General features: G+C 59.2%; 21 protein-coding genes. 20 read left to right on the top strand and 1 reads right to left on the bottom strand.

Annotated features, from left to right (window positions below; all coding sequences use genetic code 11):
- Positions 1-189 precede the first annotated feature (189 nt).
- From rplJ to rpoC, 4 genes are all read left to right on the top strand, one after another.
- Complete coding sequence (gene rplJ, locus AB8B33_RS06180) at positions 190-708, top strand: 50S ribosomal protein L10 (protein WP_007817115.1); 519 nt, start codon at positions 190-192, stop codon at positions 706-708.
- Positions 709-766: 58 nt separating this feature from the next.
- Entirely contained in the window at positions 767-1,147 is a 381-nt protein-coding gene (gene rplL, locus AB8B33_RS06185) for a 50S ribosomal protein L7/L12 (RefSeq protein ID WP_007817117.1), read from the top strand.
- A gap of 259 nt (positions 1,148-1,406) precedes the next feature.
- Positions 1,407-5,549, top strand: coding sequence for a DNA-directed RNA polymerase subunit beta (gene rpoB, locus AB8B33_RS06190; protein ID WP_439014699.1), 4,143 nt, complete (start codon positions 1,407-1,409; stop codon positions 5,547-5,549).
- 190 nt (positions 5,550-5,739) lie between these two features.
- The gene (rpoC, locus tag AB8B33_RS06195; RefSeq protein ID WP_113325480.1) at positions 5,740-9,951 is read left to right on the top strand and encodes a DNA-directed RNA polymerase subunit beta'; all 4,212 of its coding nucleotides are present in this window, start codon (positions 5,740-5,742) and stop codon (positions 9,949-9,951) included.
- A gap of 437 nt (positions 9,952-10,388) precedes the next feature.
- Here rpoC and AB8B33_RS06200 read toward each other — a convergent pair whose 3' ends face one another.
- Entirely contained in the window at positions 10,389-10,682 is a 294-nt protein-coding gene (locus tag AB8B33_RS06200; RefSeq protein ID WP_007817126.1) for a hypothetical protein, read from the bottom strand.
- A 496-nt stretch (positions 10,683-11,178) separates the two neighbouring features.
- On the opposite strand from AB8B33_RS06200, the gene rpsL reads away from it, so the two are divergent.
- From rpsL to rplN, 16 genes are all read left to right on the top strand, one after another.
- Positions 11,179-11,550, top strand: coding sequence for a 30S ribosomal protein S12 (gene rpsL / locus AB8B33_RS06205; RefSeq protein ID WP_003547537.1), 372 nt, complete (start codon positions 11,179-11,181; stop codon positions 11,548-11,550).
- A gap of 105 nt (positions 11,551-11,655) precedes the next feature.
- Complete coding sequence (gene rpsG / locus AB8B33_RS06210) at positions 11,656-12,126, top strand: 30S ribosomal protein S7 (protein ID WP_007817128.1); 471 nt, start codon at positions 11,656-11,658, stop codon at positions 12,124-12,126.
- Between the two features lie 29 nt (positions 12,127-12,155).
- The gene (gene fusA, locus AB8B33_RS06215; protein ID WP_439014700.1) at positions 12,156-14,255 is read left to right on the top strand and encodes an elongation factor G; all 2,100 of its coding nucleotides are present in this window, start codon (positions 12,156-12,158) and stop codon (positions 14,253-14,255) included.
- A 66-nt stretch (positions 14,256-14,321) separates the two neighbouring features.
- Positions 14,322-15,497: an elongation factor Tu gene (tuf, locus tag AB8B33_RS06220; protein WP_113323818.1), complete on the top strand. Its 1,176-nt coding sequence runs from the start codon at positions 14,322-14,324 to the stop codon at positions 15,495-15,497.
- 307 nt (positions 15,498-15,804) lie between these two features.
- Positions 15,805-16,113: a 30S ribosomal protein S10 gene (gene rpsJ / locus AB8B33_RS06225; RefSeq protein WP_003547547.1), complete on the top strand. Its 309-nt coding sequence runs from the start codon at positions 15,805-15,807 to the stop codon at positions 16,111-16,113.
- Positions 16,114-16,146: 33 nt separating this feature from the next.
- Entirely contained in the window at positions 16,147-16,788 is a 642-nt protein-coding gene (gene rplC, locus AB8B33_RS06230) for a 50S ribosomal protein L3 (RefSeq protein ID WP_007812859.1), read from the top strand.
- A 13-nt stretch (positions 16,789-16,801) separates the two neighbouring features.
- Positions 16,802-17,422, top strand: coding sequence for a 50S ribosomal protein L4 (rplD, locus tag AB8B33_RS06235; protein WP_007812861.1), 621 nt, complete (start codon positions 16,802-16,804; stop codon positions 17,420-17,422).
- Positions 17,419-17,712: a 50S ribosomal protein L23 gene (locus AB8B33_RS06240; protein WP_007812862.1), complete on the top strand. Its 294-nt coding sequence runs from the start codon at positions 17,419-17,421 to the stop codon at positions 17,710-17,712. The genes rplD and AB8B33_RS06240 overlap by 4 nt, the downstream gene beginning before the upstream one ends.
- Positions 17,713-17,722: 10 nt before the next feature.
- Positions 17,723-18,559: a 50S ribosomal protein L2 gene (gene rplB / locus AB8B33_RS06245; protein WP_007812864.1), complete on the top strand. Its 837-nt coding sequence runs from the start codon at positions 17,723-17,725 to the stop codon at positions 18,557-18,559.
- A 15-nt stretch (positions 18,560-18,574) separates the two neighbouring features.
- Entirely contained in the window at positions 18,575-18,853 is a 279-nt protein-coding gene (rpsS, locus tag AB8B33_RS06250; RefSeq protein ID WP_007531666.1) for a 30S ribosomal protein S19, read from the top strand.
- A 2-nt stretch (positions 18,854-18,855) separates the two neighbouring features.
- Positions 18,856-19,245, top strand: coding sequence for a 50S ribosomal protein L22 (gene rplV, locus AB8B33_RS06255; RefSeq protein ID WP_007812866.1), 390 nt, complete (start codon positions 18,856-18,858; stop codon positions 19,243-19,245).
- On the top strand, positions 19,245-19,979 hold the full coding sequence (gene rpsC, locus AB8B33_RS06260) for a 30S ribosomal protein S3 (protein ID WP_007812868.1): 735 nt from the start codon (positions 19,245-19,247) through the stop codon (positions 19,977-19,979). The genes rplV and rpsC overlap by 1 nt, the downstream gene beginning before the upstream one ends.
- 38 nt (positions 19,980-20,017) lie before the next feature.
- On the top strand, positions 20,018-20,431 hold the full coding sequence (gene rplP / locus AB8B33_RS06265) for a 50S ribosomal protein L16 (RefSeq protein WP_003573792.1): 414 nt from the start codon (positions 20,018-20,020) through the stop codon (positions 20,429-20,431).
- A gap of 12 nt (positions 20,432-20,443) precedes the next feature.
- On the top strand, positions 20,444-20,644 hold the full coding sequence (gene rpmC / locus AB8B33_RS06270) for a 50S ribosomal protein L29 (protein WP_007812871.1): 201 nt from the start codon (positions 20,444-20,446) through the stop codon (positions 20,642-20,644).
- A 12-nt stretch (positions 20,645-20,656) separates the two neighbouring features.
- On the top strand, positions 20,657-20,896 hold the full coding sequence (rpsQ, locus tag AB8B33_RS06275; RefSeq protein ID WP_007812872.1) for a 30S ribosomal protein S17: 240 nt from the start codon (positions 20,657-20,659) through the stop codon (positions 20,894-20,896).
- Between the two features lie 262 nt (positions 20,897-21,158).
- Positions 21,159-21,527, top strand: a complete 369-nt coding sequence (gene rplN, locus AB8B33_RS06280; RefSeq protein ID WP_003573790.1) for a 50S ribosomal protein L14 — start codon at positions 21,159-21,161, stop codon at positions 21,525-21,527.
- Positions 21,528-21,532: the final 5 nt, after the last annotated feature.

Consider the following 21,532-nt stretch of genomic DNA (forward strand, 5'->3'; position numbering starts at 1 on the left):
GAATTGCATGAAGTTCTGCTTCTAGGAAATCGGTTCGAGCCTTGGATGCCTTGTGCCTCCTTTGCCTTAATTGGCGCGGAGCGCGAGGGGACAGGATCCTCAAGCGTCGCTTGGGATCGCTTCTGATCCCAGGAGGCAAAGGCAACCCGGTGGGTCCGTTCAAGCGGTCCCATCAACTGGAGATAGGCAGTGGAAAGAGCGGAAAAACGCGAATTCGTCACGGAACTGAACGATGTCTTCAAGGCATCCGGCTCGGTTGTCGTGGCCCACTATGCTGGTGCTACAGTCGCACAGATGAACGATTTTCGTTCGAAGATGCGCGCTGCTGGCGGCACCATCAAAGTCGCGAAGAACCGCCTGGCCAAAATTGCCCTTCAGGGTACGGAAGCGGAAGGGATCGCCGATCTCTTCAAAGGTCAGACCCTCATTGCTTACAGCAATGATCCGATCACCGCTCCGAAGGTCGTCATGGATTTCGCCAAGACCAACGACAAGATCGTTGTCCTCGGCGGCGCCATGGGAACAACCACGCTCAATGCTGAAGCTGTCAAGTCGCTTGCGACCCTGCCTTCGCTCGATGAGCTGCGTGCGAAGCTGCTGGGCATGATCCAGACGCCGGCTACCCGCATCGCTGGGGTTGTTGCAGCACCGGCAAGCCAGCTTGCCCGCGTGTTTGCGGCCTACGCCAAGAAGGACGAAGCCGCTTAAGGCGGTTTTTCGCTGTTTATAATCAACCGGTTCGAACCGAACAAAAGGAACTAGTAAAATGGCTGATCTCGCAAAGATCGTTGACGACCTCTCCTCGCTGACCGTCCTGGAAGCCGCTGAGCTGTCGAAGCTTCTCGAAGAAAAGTGGGGCGTTTCCGCTGCTGCTCCGGTAGCTGTTGCTGCCGCTGCTGGCGGTGCAGGTGCTGCTGCTGTCGTTGAAGAAGAAAAGACCGAGTTCGACGTCATCCTCACGGATGCCGGCGCCAACAAGATCAACGTCATCAAGGAAGTCCGCGCCATCACCGGCCTGGGCCTCAAGGAAGCCAAGGACCTTGTCGAAGCCGCTCCGAAGGCTGTCAAGGAAGGCGTTAACAAGGCTGAAGCCGCTGACATCAAGAAGAAGCTTGAAGACGCTGGCGCAAAGGCCGACGTCAAGTAATCTTGAACGTCTTTTGGGAGACGGTATTTACCGTCTCCCATTTGCCGTTTTTTTGAACGAATTACCCAAAAGCCGCGTGAAAACGGCTTTTGGGTAATGGGTTCTTCAAGAGCATGGTCTCGAACCGAGGCGCCAAGGCAATCCGGCCTGGCTGTTTCGGGAGGTGGGACGAGGTTGAACTATCCATTGGTTGACGGGATCGACTGGCCATCGGTTCCCGTCCGTTGCAGGCCCGGATGCAATTTTTGAAGGAGCGACGATGGCTCAGACCCTTACGTTCAATGGTCGCAGGCGCGTACGCAAGTTTTTTGGTAAAATCCCCGAAGTCGCAGAAATGCCGAACCTCATCGAGGTTCAGAAGGCTTCCTACGACCAGTTTCTGATGGTTGAAGAGCCCAAGGGCGGTCGTCCCGACGAAGGCCTTCAGGCCGTCTTCAAGTCCGTTTTCCCGATCACCGACTTCTCCGGCGCCTCCATGCTGGAGTTCGTGTCCTATGAATTCGAACCGCCGAAGTTCGACGTCGACGAATGCCGCCAGCGCGACCTGACCTACGCCGCGCCGCTGAAGGTTACTCTCCGTCTCATCGTGTTCGATATCGACGAGGATACCGGCGCGAAGTCGATCAAGGACATCAAGGAACAGTCCGTCTACATGGGCGACATGCCGCTCATGACGAATAACGGTACGTTCATCGTCAACGGCACCGAGCGCGTGATCGTGTCCCAGATGCACCGTTCGCCGGGCGTCTTCTTCGACCACGACAAGGGCAAGAGCCATTCTTCCGGCAAGCTGCTCTTTGCTGCGCGCGTGATCCCGTATCGCGGCTCCTGGCTCGATATCGAATTCGACGCCAAGGACATCGTCTATGCCCGTATCGACCGCCGCCGCAAGATTCCGGTGACGTCGCTGCTGATGGCCCTCGGCATGGACGGCGAGGAAATCCTTGACACCTTCTACACGAAGTCGCTCTACAAGCGCGACGGCGAAGGCTGGCGCATTCCCTTCAAGCCGGAAACGCTGAAGGGTGCAAAGGCGATCACCGAGATGGTCGACGCCGATACCGGCGAAGTCGTTGTCGAAGCTGGCAAGAAGCTCACGCCACGCCTGCTTCGCACGCTCTCCGACAAGGGCCTGAAGGCACTCAAGGCGACGGACGACGATCTGTACGGCAACTACCTCGCCGAAGACATCGTCAACTACTCGACGGGTGAGATCTATCTCGAAGCCGGCGACGAAATCGACGAGAAGACGCTCGGCGTCATCCTCGCCAACCATTTCGACGAGATCCCGGTTCTCGGCATCGATCACATCAATGTCGGCGCCTACATCCGCAACACGCTGACCGCAGACAAGAACGAGAACCGTCAGGACGCTCTGTTTGACATTTACCGCGTCATGCGTCCGGGTGAACCGCCGACGATGGATTCGGCCGAAGCCATGTTCAACTCGCTGTTCTTCGATGCGGAGCGTTACGACCTCTCCGCCGTCGGCCGCGTGAAGATGAACATGCGTCTTGACCTCAGCGTCGAAGACACCGTCCGCATCCTGCGCAAGGACGACATCCTGGCCGTGGTCAAGATGCTTGTCGAACTGCGCGACGGCAAGGGCGAGATCGACGACATCGACAACCTTGGCAACCGCCGCGTCCGCTCGGTTGGCGAGCTGATGGAGAACCAGTACCGTCTCGGCCTGCTTCGCATGGAGCGCGCGATCAAGGAACGCATGTCCTCGATCGAAATCGACACGGTCATGCCGCAGGACCTGATCAACGCCAAGCCGGCTGCTGCAGCCGTCCGCGAATTCTTCGGTTCCTCGCAGCTCTCGCAGTTCATGGACCAGGTGAACCCGCTCTCGGAAATCACCCACAAGCGCCGTCTCTCGGCTCTTGGCCCGGGTGGTCTGACCCGCGAGCGCGCCGGCTTCGAAGTCCGCGACGTTCATCCGACGCACTACGGCCGTATTTGCCCGATCGAAACGCCGGAAGGCCCGAACATCGGTCTGATCAACTCGCTGGCGACCTTTGCGCGCGTCAACAAGTACGGTTTCATCGAAAGCCCGTACCGTCGTATCGTCGATGGCAAGGTCACGACTGACGTACTATACCTTTCCGCCATGGAAGAGGCGAAGTACTATGTTGCCCAGGCCAACGCCGAACTGACGTCGGACGGTTCCTTCGTCGATGAATTCGTCGTCTGCCGTCACGCCGGCGAAGTTATGCTCGCCCCGCGCGACAGCATGAACCTGATGGACGTTTCGCCGAAGCAGGTCGTTTCGGTCGCAGCCGCTCTCATCCCGTTCCTGGAAAACGACGACGCCAACCGCGCTCTCATGGGCTCGAACATGCAGCGTCAGGCCGTTCCGCTTCTGCGCGCTGAAGCGCCGTTCGTCGGTACCGGCATGGAGCCGGTCGTCGCCCGCGACTCCGGCGCCGCCATCGGCGCGCGCCGCGGCGGTGTGGTCGACCAGGTCGATGCGACGCGTATCGTTATCCGCGCCACGGAAGACCTCGAAGCCGGCAAGTCCGGCGTCGATATCTACCGCCTGCAGAAGTTCCAGCGTTCGAACCAGAACACCTGCGTCAACCAGCGTCCGCTGGTCACCGTCGGTGACGAGGTCAACCGCGGCGACATCCTCGCCGACGGCCCGTCGACCGATCTCGGCGACCTGGCTCTCGGCCGCAACGCGCTCGTCGCGTTCATGCCCTGGAACGGCTACAACTACGAAGACTCGATCCTGCTCTCCGAGCGCATCGTTGCCGACGACGTGTTCACCTCCATCCACATCGAAGAATTCGAAGTGATGGCGCGCGACACCAAGCTTGGTCCTGAGGAAATCACCCGCGACATTCCGAACGTTTCGGAAGAAGCGCTGAAGAACCTCGACGAAGCCGGCATCGTCTATATCGGCGCCGAAGTTCAGCCAGGCGATATCCTGGTCGGCAAGATCACGCCGAAGGGCGAAAGCCCGATGACGCCGGAAGAAAAGCTCCTGCGCGCCATCTTCGGTGAAAAGGCATCCGACGTCCGCGATACGTCCATGCGCATGCCGCCCGGCACCTACGGCACGATCGTCGAAGTGCGCGTCTTCAACCGCCACGGCGTTGAAAAGGACGAGCGCGCGATGGCTATCGAGCGCGAAGAGATCGAGCGTCTGGCAAAGGACCGCGACGACGAGCAGGCGATCCTCGACCGTAACGTCTACGGCCGTCTGATCGACATGCTGCGCGGCCAGTCCTCCATTGCAGGCCCGAAGGGCTTCAAGAAGGGCACCGAGCTGTCGAATGCCGTCGTTTCCGAATATCCCCGCTCGCAGTGGTGGATGTTCGCCGTCGAAGACGAAAAGGTCCAGAGCGAGCTCGAAGCACTCCGCGGCCAGTACGACGAATCCAAGTCGCGCCTTGAACAGCGCTTCATGGACAAGGTCGAAAAGGTCCAGCGCGGCGACGAAATGCCTCCGGGCGTCATGAAGATGGTCAAGGTCTTCGTCGCTGTTAAGCGCAAGATCCAGCCGGGCGACAAGATGGCCGGCCGTCACGGCAACAAGGGTGTCGTGTCGCGCATCGTGCCGGTCGAAGACATGCCGTTCCTGGAAGACGGTACGCATGTGGACGTCGTTCTGAACCCGCTCGGCGTGCCCTCGCGCATGAACGTCGGCCAGATCCTTGAGACGCACCTTGGCTGGGCTTGCGCCGGCATGGGTCGTCAGATCGGCGATATGCTGGAGGCCTACAAGGCCAACGGCAACATCGAACCGCTGCGCAAGACGATCGGCGACGTTGTCGGTGACGGTCCGAAGGCCGAACAGGTCAAGGATTTCGACGATGACTCGGTCCTGCGTCTGGCCGATCAGTGGAAGCGTGGCGTCTCCATCGCGACCCCGGTCTTCGACGGTGCGAACGAAGAGAACGTCAATGAGATGCTGCGCCTTGCAGGTCTCAAGGACACAGGTCAGTCGACGCTGTACGACGGTCGTACCGGCGAGCAGTTCGACCGCCAGGTCACGGTTGGCTACATCTACATGCTGAAGCTCAACCACCTGGTCGACGACAAGATCCACGCTCGTTCGATCGGCCCGTACTCGCTCGTTACCCAGCAGCCGCTGGGCGGCAAGGCGCAGTTCGGCGGTCAGCGCTTCGGCGAAATGGAAGTCTGGGCGCTCGAAGCTTACGGCGCAGCCTACACGCTGCAGGAAATGCTGACGGTGAAGTCGGACGACGTTGCCGGCCGCACCAAGGTCTACGAAGCGATCGTCCGTGGCGACGACACATTCGAGGCCGGCATTCCGGAAAGCTTCAACGTTCTCGTCAAGGAAATGCGCTCGCTGGGTCTCTCGGTCGAGCTCGAAAATTCCAAGGTCGAGGACCTGCAGGCTGCAGGCCAGCTGCCGGACGCAGCCGAGTAACCACTTGATAGGGTGTGCGCTCTTCAAAAGAGCGCACACAGTTCCCGCCGAGGCCCCTTAACGTGTTGGCCGGGCAGGGACGCTTTCGCCGCATTCTGCGGTTATTGTCGTTTAAGCGCTGGCGCGGCTCCCGGGAATTTGCCGCCAACCTCGCAAGCTAAGGGCGCTTTCGCCCATGAAGGAGACAGGCATGAACCAAGAGGTCATGAATCTTTTCAATCCGCAGGTGCCTGCACAGAACTTCGATTCCATCCGGATTTCGATCGCCTCTCCGGAGAAGATTCTTTCCTGGTCCTACGGCGAGATCAAGAAGCCGGAAACCATCAACTACCGTACGTTCAAGCCGGAACGCGACGGTCTCTTCTGCGCGCGCATCTTCGGACCGATCAAGGACTACGAGTGCCTGTGCGGCAAGTACAAGCGCATGAAGTACAAGGGCATCATCTGCGAAAAGTGCGGCGTCGAAGTCACGCTGTCGCGCGTTCGCCGTGAGCGCATGGGCCATATCGAGCTCGCCGCTCCCGTTGCCCACATCTGGTTCCTGAAGTCGCTGCCGAGCCGCATCTCCACGCTGCTCGACATGACGCTGAAGGATGTTGAGCGCGTCCTCTACTTCGAAAACTACATCGTGACCGAGCCGGGTCTGACCGCACTCAAGGAGCACCAGCTCCTGTCCGAAGAAGAGTACATGCTTGCCGTCGACGAATACGGTGAAGACCAGTTCACGGCCATGATCGGTGCCGAAGCCATCTATGAGATGCTGGCATCGATGAACCTTGAGAAGATCGCTGGCGACCTGCGCTCCGAGCTTGCCGACACCACGTCGGATCTCAAGCAGAAGAAGCTGATGAAGCGCCTGAAGATCGTCGAGAACTTCATGGAATCCGGCAACCGTCCGGAATGGATGATCATGAAGGTCGTTCCGGTCATCCCGCCGGACCTGCGCCCGCTGGTTCCTCTGGACGGTGGTCGTTTCGCGACGTCTGACCTCAACGATCTGTATCGTCGCGTCATCAACCGTAACAACCGTCTGAAGCGCCTGATCGAACTGCGCGCTCCGGGCATCATCATCCGTAACGAAAAGCGCATGCTGCAGGAATCTGTCGATGCGCTCTTCGATAACGGCCGTCGCGGCCGCGTCATCACCGGCGCCAACAAGCGTCCGCTGAAGTCGCTGTCCGACATGCTCAAGGGCAAGCAGGGCCGCTTCCGTCAGAACCTGCTTGGCAAGCGCGTCGACTATTCCGGCCGTTCGGTCATCGTGACCGGTCCGGAACTGAAGCTGCATCAGTGCGGTCTTCCGAAGAAGATGGCGCTCGAGCTCTTCAAGCCGTTCATCTACGCCCGCCTCGACGCGAAAGGTTATTCTTCGACCGTCAAGCAGGCCAAGAAGCTCGTCGAAAAGGAAAAGCCGGAAGTCTGGGATATCCTCGACGAGGTCATCCGCGAGCATCCGGTTCTGCTGAACCGCGCACCGACGCTGCACCGCCTGGGCATCCAGGCCTTCGAACCCACCCTGGTCGAAGGCAAGGCCATCCAGCTGCACCCGCTCGTCTGCACGGCCTTCAACGCCGACTTCGATGGTGACCAGATGGCTGTTCACGTGCCGCTGTCGCTCGAAGCCCAGCTCGAAGCTCGCGTTCTGATGATGTCGACGAACAACATCCTGCACCCGGCAAACGGTGCACCGATCATCGTTCCGTCGCAGGACATGGTTCTCGGCCTGTACTACCTGTCGATCATGAACCAGAACGAGCCGGGCGAAGGCATGGCCTTCTCCGATCTCGGCGAGCTGCACCACGCCCTCGAAACCAAGGTCGTGACGCTGCACACCAAGATCCGCGGCCGCTTCAAGTCGATCGGCGAGGACGGCAAGCCCTACTCGAAGATCTATGAAACGACGCCGGGCCGCCTGCTCATCGGTGAACTCCTGCCGAAGAACGGCAAGGTGACCTTCGATATCTGCAACCAGGAAATGACCAAGAAGAACATCTCCAGGATGATCGACGCGGTCTACCGTCATTGCGGCCAGAAGGACACGGTCATCTTCTGTGACCGCATCATGCAGCTCGGCTTCAGCCATGCCTGCCGCGCCGGCATTTCGTTCGGCAAGGACGACATGGTCATCCCGGACACCAAGGCCAAGATCGTCAACGACACCGAAAACCTGGTGAAGGAATACGAACAGCAATACAACGACGGTCTCATCACCCAGGGCGAAAAGTACAACAAGGTTGTCGACGCCTGGGGTAAGGCTACCGAAAAGGTCGCCGAAGAGATGATGGCCCGCATTAAGGCTGTCGAGTTCGATCCGGCGACTGGTCGTCAGAAGCCGATGAACTCGATCTACATGATGTCCCACTCGGGCGCTCGTGGTTCTCCGAACCAGATGCGTCAGCTGGGCGGCATGCGCGGCCTCATGGCCAAGCCGTCGGGTGAAATCATCGAGACGCCGATCATCTCGAACTTCAAGGAAGGCCTGACCGTCAACGAGTACTTCAACTCGACGCACGGTGCCCGTAAGGGTCTGGCAGACACCGCCTTGAAGACCGCAAACTCCGGTTACCTGACCCGCCGTCTCGTCGACGTCGCGCAGGATTGCATCGTCACTCACGTCGATTGCGGTACCGAAACCGGCCTCACCATGACCGCCATCGTCGATGCCGGTCAGGTCGTTGCCTCGATCGGTGTCCGTATCCTCGGCCGTACGGCCCTCGACAACATCGACCATCCGGTGACCGGCGAGCGTATCGTCGATGCTGGCAAGATGATCCTTGAGCCCGACGTCGTCGAGATCGAGAAGGCCGGTATCCAGTCGATCCGTATTCGTTCGGCGCTGACCTGCGAAATCCAGACGGGCGTCTGCTCGGTCTGCTACGGCCGAGACCTTGCTCGCGGTACGCCTGTTAACATGGGCGAAGCCGTCGGCGTCATCGCCGCCCAGTCGATCGGCGAGCCGGGCACGCAGCTTACCATGCGTACGTTCCACCTTGGTGGCACGGCAACCGTGGTCGACCAGTCGTTCCTGGAAGCCTCGTATGAAGGTACGGTGCAGATCAAGAACCGCAACATCCTGCGCAACTCCGATGGCAACCTCGTTGCCATGGGCCGTAACATGACCGTCCAGATCCTGGACGAGCGTGGCGTGGAGCGTTCCTCGCAGCGTGTTGCCTACGGTTCGAAGCTGCATGTCGATGAAGGCGACAAGGTCAAGCGCGGTCAGCGTCTGGCGGAGTGGGATCCCTACACCCGTCCGATGATGACGGAAGTAGCCGGTACGGTTCAGTTCGAAGATGTCGTCGACGGCCTCTCCGTTCTCGAAGCGACCGACGAATCCACGGGCATCACCAAGCGTCAGGTTATCGACTGGCGTTCGACCCCGCGCGGTTCGGACCTGAAGCCTGCCATCGTCATCAAGGACGCAAGCGGCAATGTCGCGAAGCTCTCCCGTGGCGGCGAAGCCCGCTTCCTGCTTTCGGTCGACGCGATCCTGTCGGTCGAGCCGGGCACGAAGGTCTCCCAGGGTGACGTTCTTGCCCGTTCGCCGCTGGAAAGCGCCAAGACCAAGGACATCACCGGTGGTCTGCCGCGCGTCGCAGAATTGTTCGAAGCCCGTCGTCCGAAGGACCACGCCATCATCGCAGAGATCGATGGTACGATCCGCCTCGGCCGCGATTACAAGAACAAGCGCCGCGTCATCATCGAGCCGGCGGAAGACGGTGTCGAGCCGGTCGAATACCTGATCCCGAAGGGCAAGCCCTTCCACCTTCAGGAAGGCGACTATATCGAAAAGGGTGACTACATCCTCGACGGTAACCCGGCTCCGCACGACATCCTGGCGATCAAGGGCGTGGAGGCTCTGGCTTCCTACCTCGTCAACGAAATCCAGGAAGTCTATCGTCTGCAGGGCGTTGTCATCAACGACAAGCACATCGAAGTGATTGTCCGTCAGATGCTGCAGAAGGTGGAAATCACCGATGCAGGCGACTCGACCTATATCGTCGGCGACAATGTCGACCGTATCGAGCTGGAAGACGTCAACGACCACCTCATCGAGGAAGGCAAGAGGCCTGCCAGCGGTGATCCGGTTCTGCTCGGCATCACCAAGGCATCGCTGCAGACGCCGTCCTTCATCTCGGCCGCTTCCTTCCAGGAAACGACCAAGGTGCTGACGGAAGCTGCGATCGCCGGCAAGACCGACGGCCTGCAGGGTCTGAAGGAAAATGTCATCGTCGGCCGCCTGATCCCGGCGGGTACCGGTGGCACCATGACCCAGATCCGCCGCATTGCGACGGCTCGCGACGACCTGATCCTGGAAGAGCGCCGCAAGGGCTCCGGGGCAGGGGCCGCAACGCCGATGCTGCAGGACCTGGCGAACGAAAGCGCTCCTGCTGCCGAGTAATCGCCAGTTCGAGACATCCAGAATCCAAAACCGCCCGGAGAAATCCGGGCGGTTTTTCTTTGTCTGGAAGGTGGCTGGGAGATCGTTGTCGCGCTGTTGTTCCGATGGCGGCAGACCGCAAGGCCCAAAGCAAACGGCGATGCCTGCATTCATCCTGCGTTGCTCAACCGGTTGCGCCGGTAAACGAAGCCGCCGGCCGCCTCGAACGGAGACCGGTATCGAAGGGTCGGCGGACGTTACGCGAACGCAGACGAGCTGCCACTGCGGTGTGCAGTTTGATCTGCGCAAAAGGTGGATGTGGAACTCGCTGAGGCCACTGGCGACGCTATCGCGTGAACCCAGGCTCGCTGCCCTCGTGATATCGGCAAAATGAAAAAGGTGAGGGGAGGAGGACGCAGCCTGCACCGGCGCGCAGGCGCTATTCTTTATATATAGGCTTAGCTAAAGCGGATGATCGAGACTTCGCCGTCCAGGGCACCCTGATAGGCAGAGGCATGCGGCTCATCGGAGGGTACTTCGGTCAACATGCCGATCTGGTCGAGATCGGCTTCGATGAAGCCTTCCTCGGCAAGGGCGTTTAATGCTTCGCGCACGGCGCTATCGTCATCGGCGGCCTTCAGCATGACGTGCAGGTCAACGCCCTCGCTCGTGTCGGATTCATAGCCCTTGCCGATGATGATGAAGATCATCGGTCCGTCGAAATTGTTGTCGTTGTCCGGTGTCCCGATCATCTTCTTGTCCTTCGGCTCTCTGAGAATCGCAATATGCAGATCCCATATAAGGGCTTCATGTCTGCAAATACCGATTCCTATCTGTTTTTGCTGCAATGCCCAAGTTTATCTTGCCGGGTATCTTTAACCGGCTTAAAGAGCCTGTAAACAGCCTGTTCACAGGGGTTTTCATGCCGTCGGCGCGGAGATTATTTCTTAACCGGCCTTGACGAACAGGGTGGAAACCAGTAGTACGCCCGCCATCAGATCCAATGTGAGGTTTGGCTGTTTGGGACGACGCGTCCTGAAGATCGCCTCAAACAAGGTTCTATACGCACGTTGAAGTCATGATGCTGCACGCATGACGCATCTTTTTTGCGTCCTCTGCTCTATGTGGTCCATCTGCGGAAGCGGATCGGGCCATATTTTGCGCATTGAGGGAAATATGTGTGGCAATGCCGGAAACGGCGAAGTTCGAGCCCGCAAGGGTACTGAGACAAACGTAAGGGATGGTTGAATGCCTACCGTAAACCAGCTGATCCGCAAGCCTCGCCAGGCGAACGTAAAGCGTAATAAGGTTCCCGCTCTCCAGGAGAACCCGCAGAAGCGCGGCGTTTGCACCCGCGTCTACACTACGACGCCGAAGAAGCCGAACTCGGCTCTGCGTAAGGTCGCAAAGATCCGCCTCACCAACGGCTTCGAAGTCATTGGTTACATCCCCGGTGAAGGCCACAACCTTCAGGAACACTCTGTCGTCATGATCCGTGGCGGCCGCGTAAAGGACCTTCCGGGTGTCCGTTACCACATCATCCGCGGCGTTCTCGATACCCAGGGTGTCAAGAACCGCAAGCAGCGCCGTTCCAAGTACGGTGCGAAGCGTCCGAAGTAATTTCGCCCCGGGCGATACCGTCCGGAAAGGCTTGAAGTGAAATCCCGGCGCTGCGCGAAGTCCTCCGCGTGGTAGAGCGCCTTAACAGTTAAAGAGACGAGAAGTATGTCCAGACGCCACAAAGCAGAAAAGCGCGAGATCAATCCGGACCCGAAGTTCGGTGACCTCGTTGTCACGAAGTTCATGAACGCCATCATGCTCGACGGCAAGAAGTCCGTCGCTGAAAGCATCGTATACGGCGCGTTTGACTCCGTGCAGGGCAAGTCGAAGCAGGAGCCGCTCACGGTTTTCCATTCCGCGCTCGACAATATCGCTCCGCACGTTGAAGTCCGTTCGCGCCGCGTCGGTGGTGCGACCTATCAGGTTCCGGTCGATGTTCGTCCGGAGCGCCGTCAGGCTCTTGCCATTCGCTGGCTGATCGCTGCCGCTCGCAAGCGCAACGAAACCACCATGATCGATCGTCTTTCGGGCGAACTTCTCGACGCATCCAACAACCGCGGTTCTGCAGTCAAGAAGCGCGAAGACACGCACAAGATGGCTGATGCCAACCGCGCGTTCTCGCATTATCGCTGGTAATCCCGAACGATATCGAAAGGCAGTCCATTATGGCTCGCGAATATAAGATCGAAGACTACCGCAATTTCGGTATCATGGCGCATATCGACGCCGGCAAGACCACGACCACCGAGCGTATCCTTTATTACACCGGCAAGTCGCACAAGATCGGCGAAGTCCACGATGGCGCAGCCACGATGGACTGGATGGAGCAGGAGCAGGAGCGTGGCATCACGATCACCTCCGCTGCCACCACGACCTACTGGAAGGGCCGTGACGGCAAAATGCGCCGTTTCAACATCATCGACACCCCCGGCCACGTCGACTTCACCATTGAAGTCGAGCGTTCGCTTCGCGTTCTCGACGGCGCCATCGCGCTGCTCGATGCCAACGCCGGTGTCGAGCCGCAGACGGAAACCGTCTGGCGTCAGGCTGAGAAGTACAACGTTCCGCGCATGATCTTCTGCAACAAGATGGACAAGACCGGCGCGGACTTCTACCGCTCGGTCGAGATGATCAAGACCCGTCTGGGTGCGATCGCTGTCGTCATGCAGCTGCCGATCGGCGCTGAAAGCGACTTCAAGGGCGTAATCGACCTCGTCGAGATGAACGCTCTCATCTGGCGCGACGAATCCCTCGGCGCTCAGTGGGATGTCGTTGAAATTCCGAACGACATGAAGGCCAAGGCTGAAGAATATCGCGAAAAGCTGATCGAGACCGTTGTCGAGATCGACGAAGCCGCGATGGAAGCCTACCTCGAAGGCAACATGCCCGACAACGACAAGATCCGCGAACTCGTTCGTCGCGGCACGATCGACGTCAAGTTCCACCCGATGTTCTGCGGCACCGCCTTCAAGAACAAGGGCGTCCAGCCGCTGCTCGACGCCGTTGTCGATTACCTGCCGTCGCCGCTTGATATTCCGGCGATCAAGGGCATCGACTTCAAGACCGAAGCCGAAATCGAGCGTCATGCAGATGATGCCGAGCCGCTGTCCATGCTCGCATTCAAGATCATGAACGACCCCTTCGTCGGTTCGCTCACCTTCGCACGCATCTACTCCGGCAAGCTGGAAAAGGGCTCGTCGGTCATGAACACGGTCAAGGACAAGCGCGAGCGCGTCGGCCGCATGTTGCAGATGCACTCCAACTCGCGTGAAGACATCGAAGAAGCCTTTGCAGGCGACATCGTTGCTCTCGCAGGTCTCAAGGAAACCACCACGGGTGACACGCTCTGCGACCCGTTGAAGCCGGTTATCCTTGAGCGCATGGAGTTCCCGGAGCCGGTCATCCAGATCGCTATCGAGCCGAAGTCCAAGGGCGACCAGGAAAAGATGGGCCTCGCGCTCAACCGCCTGGCAGCAGAAGATCCGTCCTTCCGCGTGAAGACGGATCAGGAATCCGGTCAGACGATCATTGCCGGCATGGGCGAACTGCATCTCGACATCATCGTCGACCGCATGCGTCGTGAGTTCAAGGTTGAAGCAAACGTCGGCGCGCCGCAGGTTGCTTACCGCGAAACCATCACGCGCCAGCACGAAGAAGACTACACGCACAAGAAGCAGTCCGGTGGTACCGGCCAGTTCGCGCGCGTCAAGATCGTCTTCGAACCGAACCCGGATGGTGAAGACTTCAAGTTCGAATCCAAGATCGTCGGCGGTGCTGTTCCGAAGGAATACATCCCGGGCGTTCAGAAGGGTATCGAAAGCGTTCTGTCTTCTGGCCCGCTGGCAGGCTTCCCGATGCTGGGCGTCAAGGCGACGCTCATCGACGGCGCCTTCCATGACGTCGACTCCTCTGTCCTGGCGTTCGAAATCGCTTCCCGCGCTTGCTTCCGTGAAGCGGCAAAGAAGGCCGGCGCTCAGCTCCTCGAGCCGATGATGAAGGTCGAGGTCGTTACCCCGGAAGATTACGTCGGCGACGTTATCGGCGACCTCAACTCCCGCCGTGGTCAGATCCAGGGTCAGGAAAGCCGCGGTGTAGCCGTTGTCATCAACGCCAACGTCCCGCTGGCCAACATGTTCAAGTACGTCGATAACCTGCGCTCCATGTCGCAGGGTCGTGCTCAGTACACGATGACCTTCGATCATTACTCGCCGGTCCCGTCGAACGTCGCAACCGAAATCCAGGCAAAGTATTCCGGTCAGAAGTGACCGGAATACCAATTGACCGATAACAAGAATTAGCGCCCCTCGGGGCCAAAGAATGGAGAGCCGAAAATGGCAAAGAGTAAGTTTGAGCGCAACAAGCCGCACGTCAACATTGGCACGATCGGCCACGTTGACCACGGCAAGACGTCTCTGACGGCAGCGATCACGAAGTATTTCGGTGAGTTCAAGGCGTATGACCAGATCGACGCTGCTCCGGAAGAAAAGGCACGCGGCATCACCATTTCGACGGCTCACGTCGAGTATGAAACGCCGGCCCGCCACTACGCGCACGTCGACTGCCCCGGCCACGCTGACTATGTCAAGAACATGATCACGGGTGCCGCGCAGATGGACGGCGCGATCCTGGTCTGCTCTGCCGCTGACGGCCCGATGCCGCAGACGCGCGAGCACATCCTGCTCGCCCGCCAGGTTGGCGTTCCGGCAATCGTCGTGTTCCTCAACAAGGTCGACCAGGTTGACGACGCCGAGCTTCTCGAGCTCGTCGAACTGGAAGTGCGCGAACTTCTGTCGTCCTACGACTTCCCGGGCGACGACATTCCGGTCGTCAAGGGTTCGGCGCTTGCTGCTCTTGAAGATTCTGACAAGAAGATCGGTGAAGACGCGATCCGCGAGCTGATGGCTGCAGTTGACGCCTACATCCCGACGCCTGAGCGTCCGATCGACCAGCCGTTCCTGATGCCGATCGAAGACGTGTTCTCGATCTCCGGCCGTGGTACGGTTGTGACCGGCCGCGTCGAGCGTGGTATCGTCAAGGTTGGCGAAGAAGTCGAAATCGTCGGCATTCGTCCGACCTCGAAGACGACGGTGACCGGCGTTGAAATGTTCCGCAAGCTGCTCGATCAGGGCCAGGCTGGCGACAACATCGGCGCTCTGGTTCGCGGTGTGAACCGTGACGGCGTCGAGCGTGGCCAGATCCTGTGCAAGCCGGGCTCTGTCAAGCCGCACAAGAAGTTCAAGGCAGAAGCCTACATCCTGACGAAGGAAGAAGGCGGCCGTCATACGCCGTTCTTCACGAACTACCGTCCGCAGTTCTACTTCCGCACGACGGACGTGACCGGCATCGTGACGCTTCCGGAAGGCACGGAAATGGTTATGCCTGGCGACAACGTGACCGTTGACGTCGAGCTGATCGTTCCGATCGCGATGGAAGAAAAGCTTCGCTTCGCTATCCGCGAAGGCGGCCGCACCGTCGGTGCAGGCATCGTTGCTTCGATCATCGAGTAATTCATTCGGCTGCTCCGGTGGGGCAGCCGATTCGATGACATTATTATGATGCAGGCGGCGCAAGCCGCTTGCTTATTACACAGAAATGTTGCAAATGGCGCGCGAGCGCGATTTGCGTAACGCTTTGGATGACGAAGCGGCGACTAAACAAACAATAAGGTGGGTCAAAAGGCCCTGAAGAGTGGATAGGGGTGCCGTAACAGGCGTCTCTCTCGATCTTTGAAACCGGTGGTCCGCCTTAGGAAGAAAGAACAACCCGTGTCTTGCCTAAAGACATGTGGAAAAACAAACACAAGGATAACGTCGAATGAACGGCCAAAATATCCGCATTCGCCTGAAGGCGTTCGATCACCGGATTCTCGATGCTTCCACGCGCGAGATCGTGTCGACGGCGAAGCGCACCGGTGCTAGCGTCCGGGGCCCCGTTCCGCTTCCGACCCGCATCGAGAAGTTTACGGTCAACCGGTCCCCGCACATCGACAAGAAGAGTCGCGAACAGTTCGAGATGCGCACGCATAAGCGCCTGCTCGACATCGTAGATCCGACCCCGCAGACGGTAGACGCGCTGATGAAGCTCGATCTCGCCGCAGGTGTCGATGTTGAGATCAAGCTCTGAGCTTGCTCGAGCTGAGTTGGAAGGATTGAACCGATGCGTTCAGGTGTAATTGCACAGAAGGTGGGAATGACCCGCGTCTACAACGACGCCGGCGAGCATGTCCCGGTAACGGTACTGCGTTTGGAAGGCTGCCAGGTTGTGGCCCAGCGCACCGTAGAAAAGAATGGCTATACCGCGCTTCAGCTCGGTGCTGGCCAGGCCAAGGTCAAGAACACGTCCAAGGCCATGCGCGGCAACTTTGCCGTCGCTAACGTTGAGCCCAAGGCCAAGCTTCAGGAATTCCGCGTTTCGGAAGACCATCTGCTTGATGTTGGTACCGAGCTCAAGGCTGGTCACTTTGCCGCTGGTCAGCTCGTCGATGTCACCGGCACGACGATTGGTAAGGGCTTTGCCGGCGCTATGAAGCGCCACGGTTTCGGCGGTCTCCGCGCCACGCACGGTGTGTCCGTTTCGCACCGCTCGCATGGTTCGACGGGTTCGCGCCAGGATCCGGGCAAGGTTTTCAAGAACAAGAAGATGGCTGGTCACATGGGCCAGACGCGCGTGACGACGCAGAACCTTGAAGTGGTTTCGACCGATGAAGATCGCGGTCTGATCCTGATTAAGGGTGCAGTACCCGGTTCCAAGGGTGCCTGGATCATCGTGCGCGACGCCGTCAAGTCGGCAGCGAAGTAAGGGAGCCAGACCAATGGAATTGAACGTCAAGACCCTCGAGGGAAAAGACGCTGGGAAGGTTTCCCTTTCGGAAGCGATTTTCGGCCTTGAGCCCCGCGAAGATATTCTCGCCCGCGTTATCCGCTGGCAGCTTGCCAAGAAGCAGCAGGGCACGCACCAGGCAAAGGGCCGCGCAGACGTCTGGCGCACCGGCGCCAAGATGTACAAGCAGAAGGGTACGGGCCGCGCTCGTCACCATTCGGCTCGTGCTCCGCAGTTCCGCGGCGGTGGTAAGGCTCACGGCCCGGTTGCTCGCAGCCACGAACACGACCTTCCCAAGAAGGTTCGTGCACTTGGCCTGCGTCATGCGCTGTCTGCCAAGATCAAGGCAGACGAGCTGATCATCATCGATGATCTGGTCGCCAACGAAGCAAAGACGAAGGCTCTGGCCGGCGTATTCGCAACGCTGGGCCTCACCAACGCCCTCTTCATCGGCGGCGCCGAGCTCGACGGTAACTTCAAGCTCGCTGCACAGAACATCCCGAACATCGATGTTCTGCCGATCCAGGGCATCAACGTTTACGACATCGTCCGCCGCGGCAAGCTCGTGCTTTCCAAGGCTGCCGTTGAAGCGCTAGAGGAGCGATTCAAGTGACCGATCTCCGCCACTACGATGTGATCGTTTCTCCTGCGATCACCGAAAAGTCCACGCTGGTATCGGAAAACAACCAGGTTGTTTTCAATGTCGCCAAGAAGGCGACGAAGCCGGAAATCAAGGCTGCAGTCGAGGCGCTCTTCGGCGTCAAGGTAACCGCCGTCAACACTCTGCTGCGCAAGGGCAAGACCCGGCGTTTCCGCGGTTTTGTCGGCAAGCAGCAGGACGTGAAGAAGGCTGTCGTGACGTTGGCCGAAGGCCAGACGATCGACGTCTCCACCGGTCTCTGAGGATAGAAAAATGGCATTGAAAACATTCAATCCGACGACCCCGAGCCAGCGCCAGCTGGTCATCGTCGACCGTTCGGGCCTCTACAAGGGCAAGCCGGTCAAGTCGCTGACGGAAGGTCTGACCAAGAGCGGCGGTCGTAACAACCTCGGCCGCATCACGGCCCGCTTCATCGGCGGCGGTCACAAGCGTACCTATCGCATCATCGACTTCAAGCGTCGCAAGTTCGACGTCGAAGGCACCGTTGAGCGTATCGAATACGACCCGAACCGCACGGCTTACATCGCGCTCGTCCGCTACTCCGACGGCGAACAGGCCTACATCCTCGCTCCGCAGCGTCTTGCTGCCGGCGACAAGGTCATCGCTTCCGACAAGGCTGTCGACGTCAAGCCCGGCAACACGATGCCGCTGCAGTACATCCCGGTCGGCTCCATCATCCACAACGTGGAAATGAAGCCGGGCAAGGGCGGTCAGATTGCCCGCTCTGCCGGTTCCTACGCGCAGCTCGTCGGCCGTGACCAGGGAATGGCGATCCTTCGCCTGAACTCGGGCGAACAGCGCCTCGTGCACGGCACCTGCCTTGCTTCGATCGGTGCGGTGTCCAACCCTGACCATGCCAACATCAACGACGGCAAGGCCGGTCGTACTGTTTGGCGCGGCAAGCGTCCGCATAACCGCGGCGTCGTCATGAACCCGGTCGACCATCCGCACGGCGGTGGTGAAGGCCGCACCTCTGGTGGTCGTCACCCGGTTTCTCCGTGGGGCAAGCCGACCAAGGGCAAGCGCACCCGGTCGAACAAGTCGACCGACAAGATGATCATGCGCTCGCGTCATCAGCGTAAGAAGTAAGAGAGGAAGTCCTCAATGGCTCGTTCAGTATGGAAAGGTCCGTTTGTTGACGGCTATCTTCTCAAGAAGGCTGAGAAGGTTCGTGAAGGCGGACGTGCAGAAGTAATCAAGATCTGGAGCCGTCGCTCCACGATCCTGCCGCAGTTCGTTGGTCTCACCTTCGGCGTCTACAACGGCAGCAAGCATGTTCCGGTCAGTGTCAATGAAGACATGGTCGGTCACAAATTCGGTGAATTCTCTCCGACCCGTACCTATTACGGTCACGGCGCGGACAAGAAGGCAAAGAGGAAGTAACGATGGGTAAGGCTAAAGCCGAACGCCGGCTGAAGGACAACGAGGCGCAAGCAGTCGCCCGTACGCTCCGCGTCAGCCCACAGAAGCTCAACCTGGTTGCTGCGGCCATCCGCGGCAAGAAGGTCGAGCGTGCACTCGCTGAGCTGGAATTCTCCCGCAAGCGCATCGCAGGCGCCGTCAAGAAGACGCTCGAATCTGCGATCGCCAACGCCGAGAACAACCATGACCTCGACGTCGACGCTCTCGTCGTCGCCGAGGCCTATGTCGGCAAGTCGATTGTCATGAAGCGCTTCCACGCTCGTGGCCGCGGCCGCGCATCGCGCATCGAACGTCCGTTCGCTCACCTGACGATCGTCGTTCGTGAAGTGCAGGCACAAGAGGAGGCCGCATAATGGGTCAGAAAATCAATCCGATTGGTTTCCGTCTTGGCATCAACCGTACTTGGGATAGCCGCTGGTTTGCGGACAATGCCGAATACGGTCAGCTCCTGCACGAAGACCTGAAGATGCGTAAGTTCGTCATGAGCGAACTGAAACAGGCCGGTATCTCCAAGGTGGTCATCGAGCGTCCGCACAAGAAGTGCCGCGTCACGATCCACTCGGCCCGTCCGGGTCTGATCATCGGCCGCAAGGGCGCCGACATCGACAAGCTCCGCAAGAAGCTGTCGGAAATGACGAACTCCGAAACGCACCTCAACATCGTTGAAGTGCGCAAGCCGGAAATCGACGCAACGCTCGTTGCTCAGTCGATCGCCCAGCAGCTCGAGCGCCGCGTGGCTTTCCGCCGCGCCATGAAGCGCGCCGTTCAGTCCGCGATGCGTCTTGGCGCCGAAGGCATCAAGATCACCTGCGCAGGCCGTCTCGGCGGTGCAGAAATCGCTCGTACGGAATGGTACCGCGAAGGCCGCGTTCCGCTGCACACCCTGCGCGCTGACATCGACTACGGTACGGCTGAAGCCGAAACCGCATTCGGTATCTGCGGCATCAAGGTCTGGATCTTCAAGGGCGAAATCCTTGAGCACGATCCGATGGCTTCCGAACGCCGCGCGCTGGAAGGCGACGCACAGGGCCCGGCAAGCCGCGAACGCGACCGTGGCGATCGTCGCCGCGAACGCGACAACGCGTAATTAGCGCTGGCGAAAGATAAGCTCGGAGAAGTAAGAAAATGTTGCAGCCAAAGCGTACTAAGTACCGCAAGCAGTTCAAGGGCCGCATCAAGGGCGTTGCCAAGGGCGGTTCCGACCTTGCCTTCGGCGAATTCGGCCTGAAGGCTCAGGAGCCGAACCGCGTTAACGCTCGTGAGATCGAGGCGGCTCGCCGCGCGATCACGCGTTACATGAAGCGCGCCGGCCGTGTTTGGATCCGCGTGTTCCCGGACGTTCCGGTAACCGCAAAGCCTACCGAAGTCCGTATGGGTAAGGGTAAGGGTTCCGTGGAATACTGGGCATGCAAGGTCAAGCCTGGTCGTATGATGTTCGAGATCGACGGTGTCTCCGAGGAAATCGCGCGTGAAGCGCTTCGCCTCGGCTCGGCCAAGCTCTCGGTCAAGACGCGCTTTGTACAGCGCATCGCAGAGTAAGGAGAAGGCACGATGAAAGCCGAAGAAGTACGCGGCCTCACGGCCGACCAGCTCAAGGACAAGCTTGCCGACCTGAAGAAGGAGCAGTTCAACCTGCGCTTCCAGAAGGCGACCGGTCAGCTCGAAAAGTCCTCGCGCATCGATGAAGTTCGCAAGGACATCGCCCGCGTGAAAACCATTGCTCGCCAGAAGGCGGCGGAAGCAAAGGCGTAAAGGAAGAAAAACATGCCGAAGCGCATTCTGCAGGGCGTCGTCGTTGGCGACAAGAACGAGAAGACTGTCGTAGTTCGCGTTGAGCGCCGTTTCGCTCACCCGCTGCTCCAGAAGACCGTTCGTCGTTCCAAGAAGTACAAGGCCCACGACGAAAACAACCAGTACAAGATCGGCGATATCGTCTCCATCGAGGAGTGCGCGCCGATCTCCAAGGACAAGCGCTGGACGGTTATTGCCGCCCAGGCCAAGTAAGAATTTTGCGCGAGGCCTTGCGTCTCGCGGAAATTTCTATATGAAGCAGCGTCGGAACGCTCGAATGCCGGGCGTTCTTTTGCTTTAAGCGCACGGAAGGTCCCATCTGGGAAACCACCCTGGCAACGATCTATCCCGCGCTATTCAAGCTATTGCCGTGTTTTCGCTGTCCTTGTGACGAGCGGCCGGCAGACATTTTTCATAAGCCGGAAGAGGGGGGCTTTGCCCAACCATTCCGGTAGGAACAAGAAGGCGACCTGATATGATTCAGATGCAAACAAACCTCGACGTCGCGGATAATTCCGGCGCACGTCGTGTCATGTGCATCAAGGTGCTGGGCGGCTCGAAGCGCAAGTATGCCTCGATCGGCGACGTCATCGTCGTTTCGATCAAGGAAGCTATTCCGCGCGGCCGTGTGAAGAAGGGTGACGTGATGAAGGCGGTTGTCGTTCGCACCGCCAAGGACATCCGTCGTCCGGATGGCTCTGTCATCCGCTTCGACACCAACGCAGCAGTCCTCATCGACAACAAAAAAGAGCCGATCGGCACCCGTATCTTCGGACCGGTTCCGCGCGAATTGCGTGCGAAGAACCACATGAAGATCATCTCGCTGGCTCCCGAAGTACTGTAAGGAGC

It is taken from the genome of Rhizobium sp. 768_B6_N1_8 (assembly GCF_051811225.1).
In the GTDB taxonomy this organism is placed as follows: Bacteria; Pseudomonadota; Alphaproteobacteria; order Rhizobiales; family Rhizobiaceae; genus Rhizobium.